Source organism: Streptomyces regalis (assembly GCF_001509475.1).
Taxonomy (GTDB): Bacteria; Actinomycetota; Actinomycetes; order Streptomycetales; family Streptomycetaceae; genus Streptomyces; species Streptomyces regalis.
Window position 1 is genome coordinate 19,670 of the sequence record NZ_LLZG01000411.1, and the last position, 16,050, is coordinate 35,719.

Annotated in this window: 11 protein-coding genes and 2 pseudogenes; 7 read left to right on the forward strand and 6 right to left on the reverse strand. The window is 71.6% G+C overall.

Annotated features, from left to right (window positions below):
- Window positions 1-123: 123 nt before the first annotated feature.
- Together ADL12_RS45525 and ADL12_RS45530 are read right to left on the reverse strand one after the other, a co-directional pair.
- Window positions 124-339, reverse strand: coding sequence for a hypothetical protein (locus tag ADL12_RS45525; RefSeq protein WP_030052098.1), 216 nt, complete (start codon window positions 337-339; stop codon window positions 124-126).
- A 475-nt stretch (window positions 340-814) separates the two neighbouring features.
- Window positions 815-1,228 (reverse strand): PaaI family thioesterase, encoded by a 414-nt coding sequence (locus tag ADL12_RS45530; protein ID WP_062714629.1) that lies wholly within the window; start codon window positions 1,226-1,228, stop codon window positions 815-817.
- Window positions 1,229-1,416: 188 nt separating this feature from the next.
- Here ADL12_RS45530 and ADL12_RS45535 point away from each other — a divergent pair, with 188 nt between their 5' ends.
- The gene (locus ADL12_RS45535) at window positions 1,417-2,751 is read left to right on the forward strand and encodes a S1 family peptidase (protein ID WP_062714631.1); all 1,335 of its coding nucleotides are present in this window, start codon (window positions 1,417-1,419) and stop codon (window positions 2,749-2,751) included.
- Window positions 2,752-3,068: 317 nt separating this feature from the next.
- On the opposite strand, the gene ADL12_RS45540 is transcribed toward ADL12_RS45535, so the two are convergent.
- Window positions 3,069-5,222, reverse strand: coding sequence for a SpoIIE family protein phosphatase (locus ADL12_RS45540; RefSeq protein ID WP_062714634.1), 2,154 nt, complete (start codon window positions 5,220-5,222; stop codon window positions 3,069-3,071).
- A gap of 355 nt (window positions 5,223-5,577) precedes the next feature.
- On the opposite strand from ADL12_RS45540, the pseudogene ADL12_RS45545 reads away from it, so the two are divergent.
- Window positions 5,578-6,175: pseudogene (locus ADL12_RS45545) on the forward strand (response regulator transcription factor).
- Here ADL12_RS45545 and ADL12_RS45550 read toward each other — a convergent pair.
- Window positions 6,150-6,923: pseudogene (locus ADL12_RS45550) on the reverse strand (class III lanthionine synthetase LanKC N-terminal domain-containing protein). The pseudogenes ADL12_RS45545 and ADL12_RS45550 overlap by 26 nt on opposite strands.
- 187 nt (window positions 6,924-7,110) lie before the next feature.
- Between ADL12_RS45550 and ADL12_RS45555 the strand changes: the two are divergent.
- From ADL12_RS45555 to ADL12_RS45575, 5 genes are all read left to right on the forward strand, one after another.
- Window positions 7,111-9,567, forward strand: a complete 2,457-nt coding sequence (locus tag ADL12_RS45555; RefSeq protein ID WP_062714639.1) for a SpoIIE family protein phosphatase — start codon at window positions 7,111-7,113, stop codon at window positions 9,565-9,567.
- A 94-nt stretch (window positions 9,568-9,661) separates the two neighbouring features.
- Window positions 9,662-10,729, forward strand: a complete 1,068-nt coding sequence (locus ADL12_RS45560) for a glucose-1-phosphate thymidylyltransferase (RefSeq protein ID WP_062714641.1) — start codon at window positions 9,662-9,664, stop codon at window positions 10,727-10,729.
- Window positions 10,726-11,715 carry a dTDP-glucose 4,6-dehydratase gene (gene rfbB / locus ADL12_RS45565; protein ID WP_062714643.1) on the forward strand — a complete coding sequence of 330 codons (990 nt, stop codon included), beginning with the start codon at window positions 10,726-10,728 and terminating at the stop codon, window positions 11,713-11,715. Before ADL12_RS45560 ends, rfbB begins: the two co-directional genes overlap by 4 nt.
- Window positions 11,712-12,593, forward strand: coding sequence for a dTDP-4-dehydrorhamnose reductase (gene rfbD, locus ADL12_RS45570; protein ID WP_062714645.1), 882 nt, complete (start codon window positions 11,712-11,714; stop codon window positions 12,591-12,593). The genes rfbB and rfbD overlap by 4 nt, the downstream gene beginning before the upstream one ends.
- Window positions 12,580-13,386 (forward strand): class I SAM-dependent methyltransferase, encoded by an 807-nt coding sequence (locus tag ADL12_RS45575; protein ID WP_062714647.1) that lies wholly within the window; start codon window positions 12,580-12,582, stop codon window positions 13,384-13,386. The genes rfbD and ADL12_RS45575 overlap by 14 nt, the downstream gene beginning before the upstream one ends.
- Before the next feature lie 27 nt (window positions 13,387-13,413).
- Here the strand turns inward: ADL12_RS45575 and rfbC are convergent, their stop codons facing one another.
- Entirely contained in the window at window positions 13,414-14,025 is a 612-nt protein-coding gene (rfbC, locus tag ADL12_RS45580) for a dTDP-4-dehydrorhamnose 3,5-epimerase (protein WP_062714649.1), read from the reverse strand.
- Between the two features lie 4 nt (window positions 14,026-14,029).
- Window positions 14,030-15,964, reverse strand: coding sequence for a glycosyltransferase family 2 protein (locus tag ADL12_RS45585; RefSeq protein ID WP_062714651.1), 1,935 nt, complete (start codon window positions 15,962-15,964; stop codon window positions 14,030-14,032).
- Window positions 15,965-16,050 lie beyond the last annotated feature (86 nt).

Here is a 16,050-nt window from a genome sequence, read left to right on the forward strand (position 1 = left end):
GGATGAGTGAGACCGGCTCGTGTGAAGCCAGATCGTGGTGCGAGTGGTGCCAGGTGTTTTGTGGCACCCGAGAGTCCCGGAGCCGGGGAACGGCTCCGGGACTCAGCGGTACAAGAGGCGCGATCAGAGACCGGCAACCAGGCCCGAGACCGGGGCGGTGTTCAGGCCGGTGACACCCTCCACGGTGCCGACGACCGTGTCGACCAGGCCGGAAACCGGGGCAATGCCGTTGACAGCGTCGAGGGCGCCGTTCACGGCGTTGACCTGCAGGCCGCCGGAGACGTTGTCGAGCTCGGCGTCGGAGATCTCGACGGTCGCAACCTGGGGGGTGGAGTTCATGATGGAACTTCCCTTCCTAATGGGTATTTCACAAGGGGGAGCGGCCCCCTCTGGGGACAGATGACGGCCGCGACCGCAGGCGCCCGGTGCCCGTTTCCGGAAGCCGTTCGCGGCCCCTGCGGTGCGATGGATCAAAGCACGCTGCGGGTACGGGCTTCCAATCAAACTCCGGCCTCACCAGGGCACTTTGATCTCAGCGGCATCGATCCGTGCAGACGCGGGCACGCCTTGTCGGCGACTTCTTCACATGCGTCACAGCATCGGCTCGGGCGAGCTGTTGCATCCGCTCAAGGAGGGCCCAGCCGTTGCGGCCGCGAATCCGACACTCCCGCCCCAAGGGGGTGACCGTGGGTAGCACCTTGTGCAGAACCCTGGCCCAGGGTGACTTCGTTGAGTATTGAATGTGCAGATTCGCTGAAGCCAGGATTCCGATCGGTGTTCACAACCGACCGCTACCGACCGGTGGCGGATCGTGTCAGCCCAGTAGTGCGTACACCGTGCTCGCGCGGGCCGCGATGTCTCCCGACCCCTCGGCGGTCATCGTGATGTCGGCGAACGCCATACGACGGCCCAGCTTGGTGACGACCGCTTCGATCAGGACATCCGAACCGATCACGGCGCGCTGGAAAGACGTCGACTGCTGCACCGTCGTCATCGGCCCGTACGCCCCGCGCGCCGCCGACACGGCGATCACGGTGGCGGTGTCGGCGGCGGCCATCAGCGCCTGCCCCGACAGTGCGCCGCCCTCCCGGGCGAGCCCGTCCGACCAGGGCATACGCAGGATCGCGCGGTGCTCTTCCACCGCCTCGACCGACAGGCCCAGTTGAAGGACCCAGGGGGCGAAGTTGGCGGAGAGGATCTTGTCGGCTTCGGCGGTGGTCATCGTCATATGGGGGATTGTTCCCGCCGGTGGGCCTGTGGGCGCGGTCCTTGGCCGATTCGGTGTTTCGAGCGGGGTGTGAGTGAACGGAGTTGAACGCTCCACTCCAACCGTGCGTACCAACTGCCAACCAGGCGCCCCGAAAAGCCGCCGGACGAACGGCGGCACAGACCCCGTCCCCCAGGAGGTCGAGAAGTTTGAGTCACAAGCGAATTCCGAAGCGCAAGGCCGCGATAGCCGCGGGCAGCGTGGTGGCGCTCGGAGCGGCCGCGATCCTGCTGCCCAACGCCAACGCGTCCCAGGACGGCGCGTCGGACGGTGCCGCCGCCCCCAAGACCCTGAAGGCGGCTGACGCGTCGGATCTCGCCTCGCAGCTCGCGGGAATGCTCGGCGACGCCTTCGCCGGTTCGTACTACGACGCCGAGAGCCAACAGCTCGTCGTCAACGTCATCCCCGGCGACAACAACAACGTGGTCGTCCAGGCGAAGCAGGCGGGCGCGAAGATCCGCGAGGTCGAGAACAGTCTGACCGAGCTCGCGTCCGGCGCGCAGACCCTGAAGTCCGAGGTGACCATCCCGGGCACGGCCTGGGCGGTCGACCCCAGAACGAACAAGATCCTCGTCACCGCCGACAGCACCGTCACCGGCGACAACTGGGACCAGCTGGAGTCGACCGTCGACAGCCTCGGTTCCGGCATGGCGACCATCAAGAAGTCGGCCGGTACCTTCAAGACCTTCCTCTCCGGCGGTGACGCCATCTTCGCCGGCGGCTCACGCTGCTCCGCGGGCTTCAACGTCACCGCGGGCGACGGCAGCCCCGCCTTCCTGACCGCCGGTCACTGCGGGGTCGCGGCCGAGCAATGGTCGGACGCCGAGGGCGGCCAGCCGATCGCCACCGTCGACCAGGCCACCTTCCCCGGCGACGGCGACTTCGCGCTGGTCAAGTACGACGACCCGGCGACCGAGGCGCCGAGCGAGGTCAACACCGGCGACCAGACCGTCCCGATCAGCCAGGCCGCGGACGCCGAGGTCGGTCTCCAGGTCCTCCGGATGGGCAGCACCACCGGGCTGAACGACGGCCAGGTCACGGGCCTCGACGCCACCGTGAACTACCCGGAGGGCACGGTCACCGGGCTCATCCAGACCGACGTCTGCGCCGAGCCCGGCGACAGCGGCGGCTCCCTGTTCACCCAGGACGGCCTGGCGATCGGCCTCACCTCCGGCGGCAGCGGCGACTGCACCGTCGGCGGCGAGACGTTCTTCCAGCCGGTGACCACCGCCCTCGAGGCGGTCGGCGCGACCCTCGGCGACGCCGCGGGCGGCGCGGGCGCTGGTGAAGAGGCCGGCGGCGAGGAGGCCGGTGCGGGTGAGGAAGCGGGCGCCGGCGACGAAGCGGGCGCTGGTGAAGAGGCCGGAGCCGGTGAAGAGGTCGGCGGTGAGGAAGCCGGGGCCGGTGAAGAGGTCGGCAACGGCAACGCCGACGGCACGGGCAACGGCCTCGGCGAGATCGTCGGCAACGGCGTCGGGAACTGACGACCCGACACCGGCACACGGATCCGAGTGATCTGGAGAGAGAACGTGGTCCGGCCCTCCGGCGGGAGGGCCGGACCGTCCGTTTCGGAGCCGCTTTTCGGGGCCGTCGACCTCGCGCCCGGCAACAGCCGGGTCGTCAGCCCTCCACCCGCGGCGGGGTCATCGGTCCCGGGCGTGCAGTCGTGTCGTCGGCCTGGCGTCGGCGCCTGCGGCGTGCCGTCAGCTCCCGCCTGCAGCGGGTCATCGGCCCCGGGCCCGCAGCCGTGTCGTCGGCCTCGCCCGCCGCCGTCCTGTCGCTCCCACCCGCAGCCATGCCCTCAGCCCCGCGCCCGCAACAGCAGCAGCGCCACGTCGTCGACCCGTTCCCGCACCGACGCGGCATGCCGGATGAGCAGATCGGCCAGTTCGTCCAAGGGCCGCTCCCCGGACTCCGTGAGGACCTGGCCCAGGTCGGCGAGGGCGTCCTCGATGTCGACGCCGGGGGACTCGATCAGCCCGTCGGTGTAGAGGACGAGCACACAGCCGGGCGTGAGGTCGACCTCCGCCGTCGGATAGGTGGGCGAGCCGTCGATGCCCAGCAGCGGGCCTCCGGCGAGGTCGAGCACTCGTACCCGCCCGTCCGGCCGTCTGAGCAGCGGCGGCGGATGCCCGGCGCGGGCCATCACCGCCCGCCCATGTTCCGGGTCGAGCCGCAGGTACAGGCAGCTGGCGAACAGGTCGGAACCGAGGTCGAGCAGCAGCCGGTTGGTGCTGCGCATGACCTCCTCGGGCGCCTGCCCGACGGTCGTGTACGCGCGTACGGCTGTGCGGATCTGGCCCATCAGGCCGGCCGCGGTGACGTTGTGGCCCTGCACGTCCCCGATCACTGCCGCCGCTGTCAGGCCCTGCTCCGTGGGCACCAGGTCGTAGAAGTCGCCGCCGATCTCCATGCCCTGCATGGCGGGCAGATAGCGTGCGGCAGCGTCGATGCCGGGCAGCGTCGGCAGCGAATGGGGGAGCAGGGCGGCCTGCAGGCCGTGCGCCAGCTGATGCTTGGCGTCATAGAGCTGGGCCCGCTCCAGGGCCTGCGCGATCAGCCCGCCCAGACTGGTCAGGACCGCGCGTTCGTCCGCCGGGAAGGGGTGCGGCTCGGCGTAGGCGAGCACACAGGTGCCGACCGGCCGGCCGGAGGCGATCAGCGGCAGATACGCCCAGGCCGCGAAGCCGTCGGGAGTAGCGTGCCGCATCGGATACAGGCGCTCCAGCTGCTGCTTGGACTCGAAGAACGCGGGCACCCCGGTGCTCAGGGCGTGTACGCCCGGGGTCTGCTCGGTCAGTGGCAGCCCGTCGAACCGTTCCACGATGTGCGGATCCGGATAGCCGCGGTGCCCGAGCACATGCAGCCGGCCCGCCCGCGAGCCGAGAACGACCAGGGCCTGGCTGCCGACGGCCGGCACGATCTCGTCCGCGACCAGCTGCACCACGTCCTGCACCCCCGCCGCCTCGGTGAGCGCACCGGCCAGGCTCAGCACCTGGGAGATGGTCACCAGCCGGGCCGGCGCGTCCTCGGGCTCGGGCCCCCTGCGGCCCATCTCGGCCACCGCACGGGCCCTGCTGATCCGCACGCTCAGGCCGGTCGTGCTCGGATAGATACGGAACGACAGCCAGTCGCCGGGCGGGCGCAACGCCACGAACGACGTCGTCTGCTGGCTCATCAGCGCGGCCCGGTAACGGTCCTCGTACACCGGGTCGTTCAGCCAGGGCACCGACGCCCACAGCTGGTTGCCGAGCAGCCGGCTGGCCGGGACACCGATCAGCTCGGCCGCCGCCGGGTTGGCGAAGCTGATCCGGCCGTGCAGATCGAGCGAGCACAGCCCGTACGGCAGCCGCGACACCATCCGGGCCGCCTCCACCGTGCCGAGCGTGCCGGCCACGCCACCGAACGCCGGCCCGGCGAGCAGATCGGGCTCGGGCAGCGGCGGGCGGCTGTCCTCCATGGCGCGCTCCAGCCGCACCGCGAGCCGGCGGCAGGCCGCGGTGAGATGTTCCTTCTCGCGCTCCGACAGCTCCGGAGAATGCGAACCGGGCCAGGTCACGAAGATCGCGCCGTACACGGCGGTCTCGGTGGCCACGGGCAGCGCGGCCAGCGCGAACGGATAGGGCAGCACGACAGCGATACGCGGATACCGGGCCGCCATGTCCTCCTCGCCCCCGACCCACACCAGCCGCCGCTCACGCACCGCCTCCGCGACGGGGATCGGCGCGCTCAGCCCGACCCGTTCCCAAGGCGCCGCGAACGCCCGTGGAAGCCCCGCCATCACCGCCATCTCCAGTACGGGTTCGTCGGCCGCCAGCAGGTACACGGCACCGGAGTGCGCGTGCACCTCGTCCATCATCGAGGCCAGCGCCAGCGACAGCAGCGGTCGGCCGACCCGCGTCCTCGCGGCCGCCGGTGCCTGGGCGGACGTCTGCCCGTCGGACACGCCGACCACCTCCTCGCACGGGCGCGTCCCGGAGGCGACCCGAGCCGCTCACGCGCGCCGGGCCCCAGGGCTCAAATCTCCTCCCTCGCGGCCCGTCGCGCACGGCGAAAGCCCGGCGGCCCCGGCTCGGGCCTGCATACGGGCGCACGGGTACCCGCGGCACGGCGAGATCCGCCGCGTACCCCCTCGGCCCCGGGGCATGCCCCCACAGTCGAAGCGCAGCGCGGCGTACGGGCGCCGCGCGTGCGCCCCCACGCACCCTGATGGCGGGTTCTTCGCGCCCGGCGACGGTGCCGGACGCGAACAATGGGGCACGCGCAATTTCACCGAGGAACTGGTGTACGGCGAGTCGAGAGGACGGGCAGTGATCCGGGTGCTTCTGGTGCACGACGCGTGTCTGGTCAGATCGGTCCTGGCGGAGTGGCTGCGCCGGGAACCGGACCTCGGGGTGTCCGACGCCTCGTGGCAGAGCGCGCCCGGCCGTCTGCGATCCGTGCGTCCGGACGTCTGCGCGGCCGACCTCGACTGCTCCGACGCCTACGGCATCCCACCGCTGGGCGACCTCTGCGCACGCGAGGCGGGACGGACACCACCCCGGCTCCTCGTGCTGGCCGGCGCGCACCGCGGAGGCCGGGGCGCTCGGCTACGTGGACAAGGAGGGCTCGCCCGAGAATCTCGTGCACGGGATCCGGCGCGTCGCCAAGGGGGAACGTTTCGTCGACGACTCGCTGGGTTTCGGTTTCCTCAAGGCCGCCGAGATGCCGCTGACCGGGCGGGAGCTGAGCGTGTTATCCCTCGCCGCCGAGGGAGCCTCGGTGGCGGAGATCGCGGGGAGCCTGCATCTGTCCCACGGGACCGTGCGCAACTACATGGCCGCCATCACCCGCAAGACCGGTGCCCGCAATCGCATCGACGCGATCCGGCGTCGTGTGTGCCCTACGCCGTGTGCCGGCCATCCATGACGAGGACCCGGTCGGCGCGGCGGGCCGAGCTGATGCGGTGCGCGACGACCACCAGGGTGCCGCCCGGCCGCTGGGCGAAGTCCCGCTCCGCGCGCTCCTCGGCCCGCGGGTCCAGGTGGCAGGTCGCCTCGTCGAGCAGGGCGAGCGGGGCGCGCGAGAGATAGGCCCGCCTCAGGGCGACGAGCTGCCGTTCGCATTCCGGCACCTGGAAGGACGGCGCCCGCCGGTCCGGCACCCGCTTGCCCTCACCGTCGCGCACCGTCGGCACGAGCGAGCCGCGCTCGTCGACGACGAAAGTGCGCGCGAAAGCGCCGTAGCGGACGTAGAGCGGGCCGTCGTACCACCGCACATCGGTGAGGATGTACGGCCCCTCGAAGCCCTCCAGGAGCTTGCCGAGCTCGCGCAGCACGACGTGCAGCTGCTCCTCGTCGGCCGGGCACGAACTTGAACGGGATGCGCCGGGGCACGCAGTAGTCCCACACGGTCGCGGCGATCCGCTCCGCGTTGTCCCGGTGGCCGAGGCGTGGATCTTCCAGCCCTGGGCCGGACCGGGCACCGGCGCCCCGTCCGCGTCGAGCGGCGTGAGCGTCAGCCAGTCGCCGATCCGCGCCGCGTCCCAGCCCTCCGGCACCTCGCGCCGTGCCGTCTCGTAGCCCGGCCCGGTGCTCTGGGTCCCCGCCGACATGAGTTCCGGCGTCTCGTAGAAGTACCGGTCGGCGAGCGCGTACACCTCGTACCGCTTGTCCATGCGTCCCCCTCCGTGGCCCGACGCCGAGACTTCCAGCGGCCGGGCGGGCGCGGACAGTCATGGCTGTCACGAGATCGACGTGCGGAACGCATGCGTCAAGAACTGTTCGGAGGATTTCGAGCGCGACCCTTGTTGACGCTCCATCGAATGGTCACAGGGGCTGCGCAGGTGTCTCATAAGCGCTGTAATGGCGGACGTGGTCAATGAGGGCGCCGCGGGACGCAGGACGAGGAGTCTGCGCGCCGAAGGTGCCCTGAAGGCGCTCGCCGTCGAACCGGACGCGCCCGAGCGGCTGCGCCGGGTCCTGGAGCAGGCGCTCGTCTTCGGCGGAGCCTCCTTCGCCGCCGTGTACACGCCGAGCGAGGACGGCGAGCTGCTGTGCCTGATCGAGTCCGTCGGCGTGCCCCGGAGCCTGTACGGACTGCGCGACGGCTACGCCCTGAGCGGTCGGTCCCCGGTCGCGGACGCCCACCGCACCGGGCGGCCCGTGTGGCTCGCCCCGGCGGAGCTCGCCGACTCCGCGGAGTCGCGCCGGACGCCGTTGCGGGACTTCCACCTGACCGTCCTGCCCGCTCACGGCGAGGACGGCGGTGGCTGTCTGCTCGCCGTGAGCGAGAGCCCGGAAGGCTTCGACGCCGAGGACCGCGTGTGCCTGGAGCTGATCGCCGAGGCCGTCGCCTTTCCCGCCCTGCCCGCGGCCGCCGAGGGCGGCGAACTGCCCGCGGGCGCGTTCAGCCTCGCCATGGACAGCGGCCGCGTCGAGGTCGGCGACGACATCCTCGAGCTGTTCGGCCTCGGCCCGGACGACTTCGACGGCAAGGTCGAGACCCTGCTGGGCCTGACCGTCCCGGAGGACCTGCCGTCGCTGATGTCCGTCGTCGAGGCCGGCCACATGTCCATCGGCGACCGTGAGCTGGAGTTCCGGGTCCTGCAGCCCAGCGGACCGCCCAAATGGCTCAGGCTGCGCGGCCGCCTCCTGCCCGGCGGCGAGGGCCACCCGGCCCGCCTCGTCGGCACCGTCGCCGACACCTCCACCCTGCGCGCCGAGGTCACCGACGTGGCCCGCGTCCAGCGTCTCGCCGCCGCCCTGGCCACCGCGGGCACCGTCCGAGACGTCAGCCACGCCGTCGTCACCGCCCTGCGGGGGCCGCTGCGCGCCGACCGCATCGCGCTCGCCGAGCTGGAGAACGACCGGCTCGTCGTCATCGTCCTCGACCCGCCCGAACCCGAGTCCTGGCCGGAGCTGTGGCGCACGGAATGGCGTACCGAATGGCCGGACGCGCCGGTACGGGCCATGCCCACCCTCGCCGCCGCCCTGCGCGAGGGCCGCGCCCAGATCTGGCCCGCCGGCACCCCGCTGGAGCCCGCCCTCGCCGACGTCGGCCCGGGCGGACTGGCCGTCCTGCCCCTGCCCGCCGGGGGCCGCATGGCCGGCGCCTGCCTGATCGGCTGGGACGCCCCGCACGACTTCGGCCCCGACGAACGCGCCCTGCTCACCGCCTCCGCCGGCCTCGCAGGCCAGGCACTGCTGCGCGCCCACGCCTTCGACGCCGAACACGAACTCGTCGGCATGCTCCAGCGCCAGCTGCTGCCCCGCCGCCTGCCCCGGCTGCCCGGCGCGGAGGCCGTCGCCCGCTATCTGCCGACCACGGCCGGCCTGGAGGTGGGCGGCGACTGGTACGACGTGATCCCGCTGCCCGACAACCACGTGGCCCTCGTCATCGGTGACGTCCAGGGCCACAGCGCGGCCGCCGCCACCCTCATGGGCCAGATGCGCACCGCCCTGCGCGCCTACGCCGCCGAGGGGCACCCGCCGGACGTGGTGGTCCACCACGCCAACCGCCTCCTCATGGACATGGAGACCGACCTCTTCGCCACCTGCTGCTACGTGGACGTCGACCTGGAGGAGGGCTCCGCCTGGTGCGTGCGCGCCGGGCATCTCCCGCCGGTGCTGCGCCACCCGGACGGCAGCACGGAGATCGCCGAGGCGGAGGGCGGACCCCCGCTCGGCGTGATGCGGCAGGCCGCCTTCCCGATGAGCCCGCTCAGCCTCCGGCCCGGCACCGTGGTGGCCCTCACCACCGACGGCCTCGTCGAGTCCCCCGACACCGACATCGACGCCGGGATGGACCGGTTCGCGCACGAACTCGCCCTCACCGACCCCGCCCACCTCGGCCTCGTCGCCGACGCCCTGCTCGTGGGTGCGCGCCGCAGCGACGACGTCGCCCTGCTCCTGATGCGCTACGACGGCATGGCCGTGCGCCCGCTGCGCGAGAGCTGGACGGTCTGGCGGGTCCCGGAAGCCGTCGGCCACGCCCGCCGCTTCACCCGGCGCACCCTGCGCTCCTGGGGGGTGCCACCGCAGGACATGGACGCCGTACTGCTCGTCGTCTCCGAACTCGTCACCAACGCCCTCGTGCACACCGACGGCAAGGTCCGCCTCGACCTCAGGCTCCTCAACCACCGGCTGCGCGTCGCCATCGCCGACGCCTCACCCCGCACGCCGGTCAAACCGGCCAGCATCAGCTGGGAGGCCACCGGCGGCCGCGGCATCCTCCTGGTCGAGGCCGTGTCGACGGCGTGGGGGACGGTGCCGGTCAGTGGCGGAAAACAGGTATGGAGCGAGATCGCACTGGGCGGGTGAGGCCGGATTCCGGTGGACGTCCGGCGGCACAGAAGTGACGAACAAGCCAATCCGGCGCCGTCAAATCGGCGGAATCGGGGCTAAGGTGAAGCAGATGAAGGCTCTCGTGCTGTCCGGCGGCGCCGGTACGCGCTTGAGGCCGATCACGCACACTTCGGCCAAACAGCTCGTGCCGGTGGCCAACAAGGCCGTGCTCTTCTATGGGCTGGAATCCATCGCCGCGGCCGGCATCACCGACGTCGGCGTGATCGTCGGTGACACCGCCGCGGAGATCCAGGACGCGGTCGGCGACGGATCCAAGTTCGGTCTGGAAATCACCTACATCCCTCAGGAACGCCCGCTGGGACTTGCCCACGCCGTCCTCATCGCCCGCGACTACCTCGGCGACGACGACTTCGTGATGTACCTCGGCGACAACTTCATCGTCGGCGGAATCACCGACCTCGTCGAGGAGTTCCGCGGCAACCGCCCCGCCGCCCAGATCCTGCTCACCCGCGTCCAGGACCCGCGCTCCTTCGGTGTCGCCGAACTCGACGACGCGGGACAGGTCATCGGCCTGGAGGAGAAACCCGAGCACCCCAAGAGCGACCTCGCCCTGGTCGGTGTCTATCTGTTCACGCCGGCGATCCACGACGCCGTCCGCGCCATCACACCGTCCTGGCGCGGCGAGTTGGAGATCACCCACGCCATCCAGCACCTGATCGACGCCCGCGCCGACGTGCGCTGCACGGTCATCAAGGGCTACTGGAAGGACACCGGGAACGTCACCGACATGCTGGAGGTCAACCGGACCGTCCTGGAGGGCCTCGCGCGTCGCATCGACGGTGACGTCGACGACGCGTCGGAGACCGTCGGGCGGGTGGTCGTCGAGGAGGGGGCACGCATCGTCAACTCGCGCATCGTCGGCCCCGCCGTCGTCGGCACCGGCACCGTCGTCGAGGACTCCTACGTCGGCCCGTTCACCTCCATCGCGGAGAACTGCCGTATCACCGACAGCGAGTTGGAGTTCTCCATCGTGCTGCGGGACTCCTCGATCGACGGGGTGGGCCGCATCGAGTCCTCGCTCATCGGGCGGCACGTCGAGGTCACCCCGGCGCCCAGTGTCCCCAGTGCCCACCGCCTCGTCCTCGGAGACCACAGCAAGGTGCAGATCCACACATGAACCTCCTCGTCACCGGCGCCGCCGGCTTCATCGGCTCGACCTACGTCCGCACGCTGCTCGCCCGCGACGCACCGGGCGCGCCCGAGGCGCCCCGGATCACGGTGCTGGACAAGCTGACCTACGCCGGCACCCTGGACAACCTCGAACTCGACCATCCCCGGCTGCAGTTCGTGCGCGGCGACGTCCGGGACGCCGAACTCGTCGACAAGCTGATGGCCGAGGCCGACCAGGTGGTGCATTTCGCCGCCGAGTCCCACGTGGACCGCTCGATCGCGGGCGCCGACGACTTCGTCCTCACCAACGTGGTCGGCACCCAGACCCTGCTGGACGCCGCCCTGCGCCACGGCGTCGCACCCTTCGTGCACATATCGACGGACGAGGTCTACGGCTCCGTCGAGACCGGCTCGGCCTCCGAGGAGGACACCCTGCGGCCCAGCTCGCCGTACTCCGCCTCCAAGGCCTCCGCCGACCTGCTCGCCCTCGCCTACCACCGCACCCACGGCCTGGACGTCCGCGTCACCCGTTGCTCCAACAACTACGGCCCGCACCAGTTCCCCGAGAAGGTCGTCCCGCTCTTCATCACCAACCTCCTCGACGGCGCGAAGGTCCCGCTCTACGGCGAGGGCCTCAACGTCCGCGACTGGCTGCACGTCGACGACCACTGCCACGGCGTCGAACTCGTCCGCACCAAGGGCCGCCCCGGCGAGGTCTACAACATCGGCGGCGGCACCGAGTTGAGCAACAGGGACCTCACCGCCCTGCTGCTGGAGGCGTGCGGCGCCGGCTGGGACCGGGTGGAGCACGTCGAGGACCGCAAGGGCCACGACCTGCGCTACTCCGTCGACTGGACCAAGGCCCGCACCGAACTCGGCTACCGGCCCCGCCACGACTTCGCGTCGGGCCTCGCCGCCACCGTCACCTGGTACCGCGACCACCGCGCCCGGTGGGAATCCCTCAAGCGCCGCGTCGAAGAGGAGCACGGATGAGGTGGCTGGTCACCGGCGCGGGCGGCACGCTCGGCCACGACATGGTCGAGGAACTCCGCGCGCGCGGTGAGCAGGTGACCGGCCTCGGCCGCCGCGCCCTCGACGTCACCAGCACCGACGCCGTCGACCGCGCCCTCGCCGCGTACCACCCCGACGTGGTCGTCAACTGCGCCGCGTACACGGCCGTCGACGACGCCGAGAAGGACGAGAAGCGGGCCCTGCGCATCAACGGCGACGGCCCGGGCCTCCTGGCCCACACCTGCACCACGTACGAGGCCCGCCTGATCCACGTCTCCACCGACTATGTCTTCGCCGGCGACGCCCGAGCCCCCTACGCGGAGAACCATCCCACCGCCCCGCGCACCGCCTACGGCCGCACCAAACTCGCCGGCGAGCGGGCCGTACTGGACGAACTCCCGGCGGCGAGCGCCATCGTGCGCACCGCCTGGCTGTACGGCGCCCACGGCCGCAGTTTCGTCCGTACGATGATCGAGCTCGAGGCGAGCCGAGACACCGTCGACGTGGTCGACGACCAGCGCGGCCAGCCCACTTGGAGCGCCGACGTCGCCGCGCTCATCGCCGACCTCGGCCCGCGCGTCGGCGTCGACGCGACCGGCATCCTCCACGCCACCAACTCCGGCGAGGCCACCTGGTACGACCTGGCCCGCGAGGTGTTCCGGCTCCTCGGCGCCGACCCCGACCGGGTGCGCCCCGTCACCAGCGACGCCTTCCCCCGGCCCGCCCCCCGCCCCGCGTACAGCGTCCTCGCCCAGGGCCGTCGGCAGCGGCTCGGGCTCGCGCGAGCGCGTGACTGGCGCACCGCTCTGCACAAAGCACTGCCCCGGATCCGCAAGGAGACCCTTCGTGAAACGCCATGAGTTCCTGAAGGAACTGCACAAGGCCAGCGGGAACCGCAACTACCTGGAGATCGGCGTCAACGACGGCCGCAGCCTCAGACTCTCCCGCGTCCCCACCGTCGCCGTGGACCCCGCGTTCAAGGTCGTCACGGAGATCCGCTGCGACGTCCACCTGGTCAAGGCCACCAGCGACGACTTCTTCGCCCGCGACAACCCGCTCGTCCACCTCAAGGGCGGCCGTCATCCACTGCGCAATCTGCGCCGTGGCCGCAGTCCGCTCGGGTACTGGCGGCGCACCGTACTCGACCTGTCGTTCATCGACGGCATGCACCTGTTCGAGTACGCGCTGCGGGACTTCATCAACATCGAGCGGCACTCCGACTGGACCAGCGTGATCGTCTTCGACGACATGCTGCCGCGCAACGTCGACGAGGCGGCCCGCGACCGGCACACCGGCGCCTGGACCGGAGACGTCTACAAGATCGCCGAGATCCTCGGACGATATCGCCCTGATCTGGTGACCGTTCTGGTCGACACCCAGCCGACCGGGCAGCTCGTGGTGTTCGGCGCCGACCCTCGCAACACGGTGTTGCGCGACCGGTACGACGAGATCGTCGCCGAGTACGACGTTCCCGATCCGCAGAAGGTCCCCGAGACGATCCTGGACCGGGCGGGGGCGGTGGCGCCCGAGGCGCTGCTCGGGGCGGGTTTCTGGCGGCCGCTCGCGCGGGCTCGCACGTTGGGTGTGGGGCGGGCGCGGGGGTGGGAGCCGTTGCGGAAAGCGGTCCAGGGAGTGGTCGACAGCCCTCTGTAGTGCCGTGACAAGGGCGCTGCGGAACCGTCAGCTGTCGCCGAACCGCCCCTCGCGCAGTTGCTCGTAGCGGGCAGCGCAGGTCTCGTACGAAGGAAGCAGCCCGTTGTCTCGCGCCTCAGTCAGCGACGGCGCCCGCGCGTCCTTGGGGGACAGGACGGGTGGGATGTCCCCGGGCCAGGCGATGCCCAGGCCGGGATCGAGCGGGTGCACCCCGTGCTCGCGCTCCGGGGCGTAGCCCGTCGAGCACAGGTAGACGACGGTCGCCTCGTCGGTGAGCGCCATGAAGGCATGTCCGAGGCCTTCCGCGAGGAACAGCGCGTGTCGGCTGTCGTCGTCCAGGCGCAGTGCCTCCCAGCGCCCGAAGGTGGGGGAGCCGACGCGGATGTCGACCACCACGTCGAGGACGGCGCCGCGCAGACAGGTGACGTACTTGGCCTGGCCGGGCGGCACGTCCGAGAAGTGCACGCCGCGCAGTACGCCCCAGCGGGAGACCGAGCAGTTCGCCTGCGCCAGGGACAGGTCGTAACCGGTGGCCTCGCGGAACTCCTCACCTCGGTACCACTCGTGGAAACTGCCCCGGTCGTCCGGGAAGACCTTGGGCTCCAGCGTCCAGGCGCCTTCGATGCCGAGCGATCGCATGCCGTCACCTCCTGATGGCCCGGGCCCGCAGCCGGGCCGCCGTCCGCCCCAGGGCCGTACCGAGCCTGCGCCGTGCCCTGCGGACAAGCCGGCGTAGCGCATGGGGGCGGGGAGTCCGCACCACGCGCAGTCCGCCGACTCCGGCGCGCAGGGCGAAAGGCAGGGTGAGGAAGCGCGGCCCCGGTGTGCCGAGCGCCGTCCGCCAGGTCGCTCCCCGCAGGCCGCCCAGGGGCAGCAGCGCCTCCAGCAGCGCCCCGGACCCTTGCGGGGACAGGACGGCGGGCACGTCATGGGCGGTGCCGGCCGAGGTGAGCCGGAGCGATACGTCCGTGCCGTCGTGAGGGACGTACAGCGGGAGCGGCGCGCGCAGCCGGGCGCCGGAGACCGTGACGTCGTCCGGGGCGAGGGCGCCGAGGCCGACGCGGTGGGTCGCGCGGTCCAGGTCCAGGGCGAGGTTCGCGTGCGGTGCGGTCCAGTACGGCAGCACCACATGGCCGCCGACGACACCGGCGTGCGGGGCGGGGCGGTCCTCGCGTGGGGCGGGGCCGAGGCGGCACTCCTTGGTCCAGCCGCCGAGCTTGACGCGGACGAAGGCGTCCCACAGACCGTCGCGCGTGAGGGTGGCGGGGTCGACGGCGGCGGTCGCGTGCAGCACCAGCCGGACCCGGCCGTCGCCGCCGGCCGGCACTTCCTCCCGGGTGAACTCCAGCGGCTGGAAGTACTGGGCGGCGCTGGAGCGCTCGCGCAGCAGCAGGTCCGCAGTGGCCTTGCCGAACCGGGCGACGGTGTCCTCGCCCACCCAGGCGATGGCCGCGGCAAGGTCCCCGGGCGGGCCGTCGAGCGGCGTACGGGCCGGGCCGGCGGCGAGGGTCATCGGCTCACCGGCGGCCGCGTACTCGGCCGAGAACCCCACCCTCAGCGTGCCGTCCTGCCACGCCACGCGCTCGGGGACGGCCGTGAGCGCGATACCGGCCTCCCACTCGGCGAAGGCCTCCACGTCGTCGTACCGATCCGCCGCGATCAGCGCGGCGACGACCTGCTGGGTCGGCTGCAGCCCGGCCGCGACACCGGGCCCAAAACGCTCCACCACGACCTGGTGGATCCCCTCGAACAGCTCCCGGCGATAGTCCGCCGGCCAGGCGAGGAAACGCCGCCCGCGCAGCCGCTCGACCATCTCCACACGCAGCCAGCGGCGAAACAGCCGGTCGCGCAGGGGGCCCGGCTCGGTATACCGCTCGACGACGTCCAGGGCCTCGCGGAGGTTCTTGAAGTACCCGCCGGGGTCGAAGCGCTGAAAGCCGGCGTTCGAGGCGTCGTCCCGGCGGACGTGGTAGTAGCAGACGTAGTCGCTGAGCACCGAGACGTTGCTCGCGCGCAGATACGCCTCGGTGACGAAGACGTGGTCCTCAAGGCGCCTTCTGCCCTCGGGGAAACGCAGGCCGATGTCGTCGAGGAAGGCGCGGCGGAACATCTTGTGCGGGGTGAGGCTGTCGATCAGCGAGGTGTCTGCGACGGTGGCACGGGGGTGGTTGCGGCGGAACAGCTCCACCGGCACCGACCGGCCCTTGCCCGCCATCTTGCCGACCACGACATCGGCGCCGTTGGCCACGCCGTATTCGTACATCCGCTCCAGGGCCTCGTCGCCGAGGTGGTCGTCGTTGTCCACGAACATCACGTACTCGCCCCGGGCAGCGGCGATCCCGACGTTGCGTGGCTTGCCCGACCAGCCGGAATTCGCCTGGTGAACGACGGTCACTCGGGGTTCCGTGGCGGCGAGCGCGTCGAGTCGGGCGGGTGTGTCGTCGGTGGAACCGTCGTCGACGAAGATCACTTCGTACTCGTCCGGCGGCAGCGACTGCCCGAGCAGCGAGGCGATGCAGTCCTCGACATAGACGCCGGGGTTGTACACGGGAACGACCACGCTGACCTTGACCGGCATCGAGCTCCGAGCCCCCTAGGGGTCGCTGGGCGTTTGCGTCGGATTACGGCGCTCGTGGCCAAATGCTAACCCTGTCACTGGGTTTG

Excerpts from the sequence above, each read along its gene's own strand:
- ADL12_RS45560 (WP_062714641.1), top strand. The coding sequence starts at position 9,662 with ATGAAGGCTCTCGTGCTGTCCGGCGGCGCCGGTACGCGCTTGAGGCCG.
- ADL12_RS45525 (WP_030052098.1), bottom strand. The coding sequence starts at position 339 with ATGAACTCCACCCCCCAGGTTGCGACCGTCGAGATCTCCGACGCCGAG.
- rfbB (WP_062714643.1), top strand. The coding sequence starts at position 10,726 with ATGAACCTCCTCGTCACCGGCGCCGCCGGCTTCATCGGCTCGACCTAC.
- ADL12_RS45555 (WP_062714639.1), top strand. The coding sequence starts at position 7,111 with ATGGCGGACGTGGTCAATGAGGGCGCCGCGGGACGCAGGACGAGGAGT.
- rfbC (WP_062714649.1), bottom strand. The coding sequence starts at position 14,025 with ATGCGATCGCTCGGCATCGAAGGCGCCTGGACGCTGGAGCCCAAGGTC.
- ADL12_RS45585 (WP_062714651.1), bottom strand. The coding sequence starts at position 15,964 with ATGCCGGTCAAGGTCAGCGTGGTCGTTCCCGTGTACAACCCCGGCGTC.
- ADL12_RS45530 (WP_062714629.1), bottom strand. The coding sequence starts at position 1,228 with ATGACGATGACCACCGCCGAAGCCGACAAGATCCTCTCCGCCAACTTC.
- rfbD (WP_062714645.1), top strand. The coding sequence starts at position 11,712 with ATGAGGTGGCTGGTCACCGGCGCGGGCGGCACGCTCGGCCACGACATG.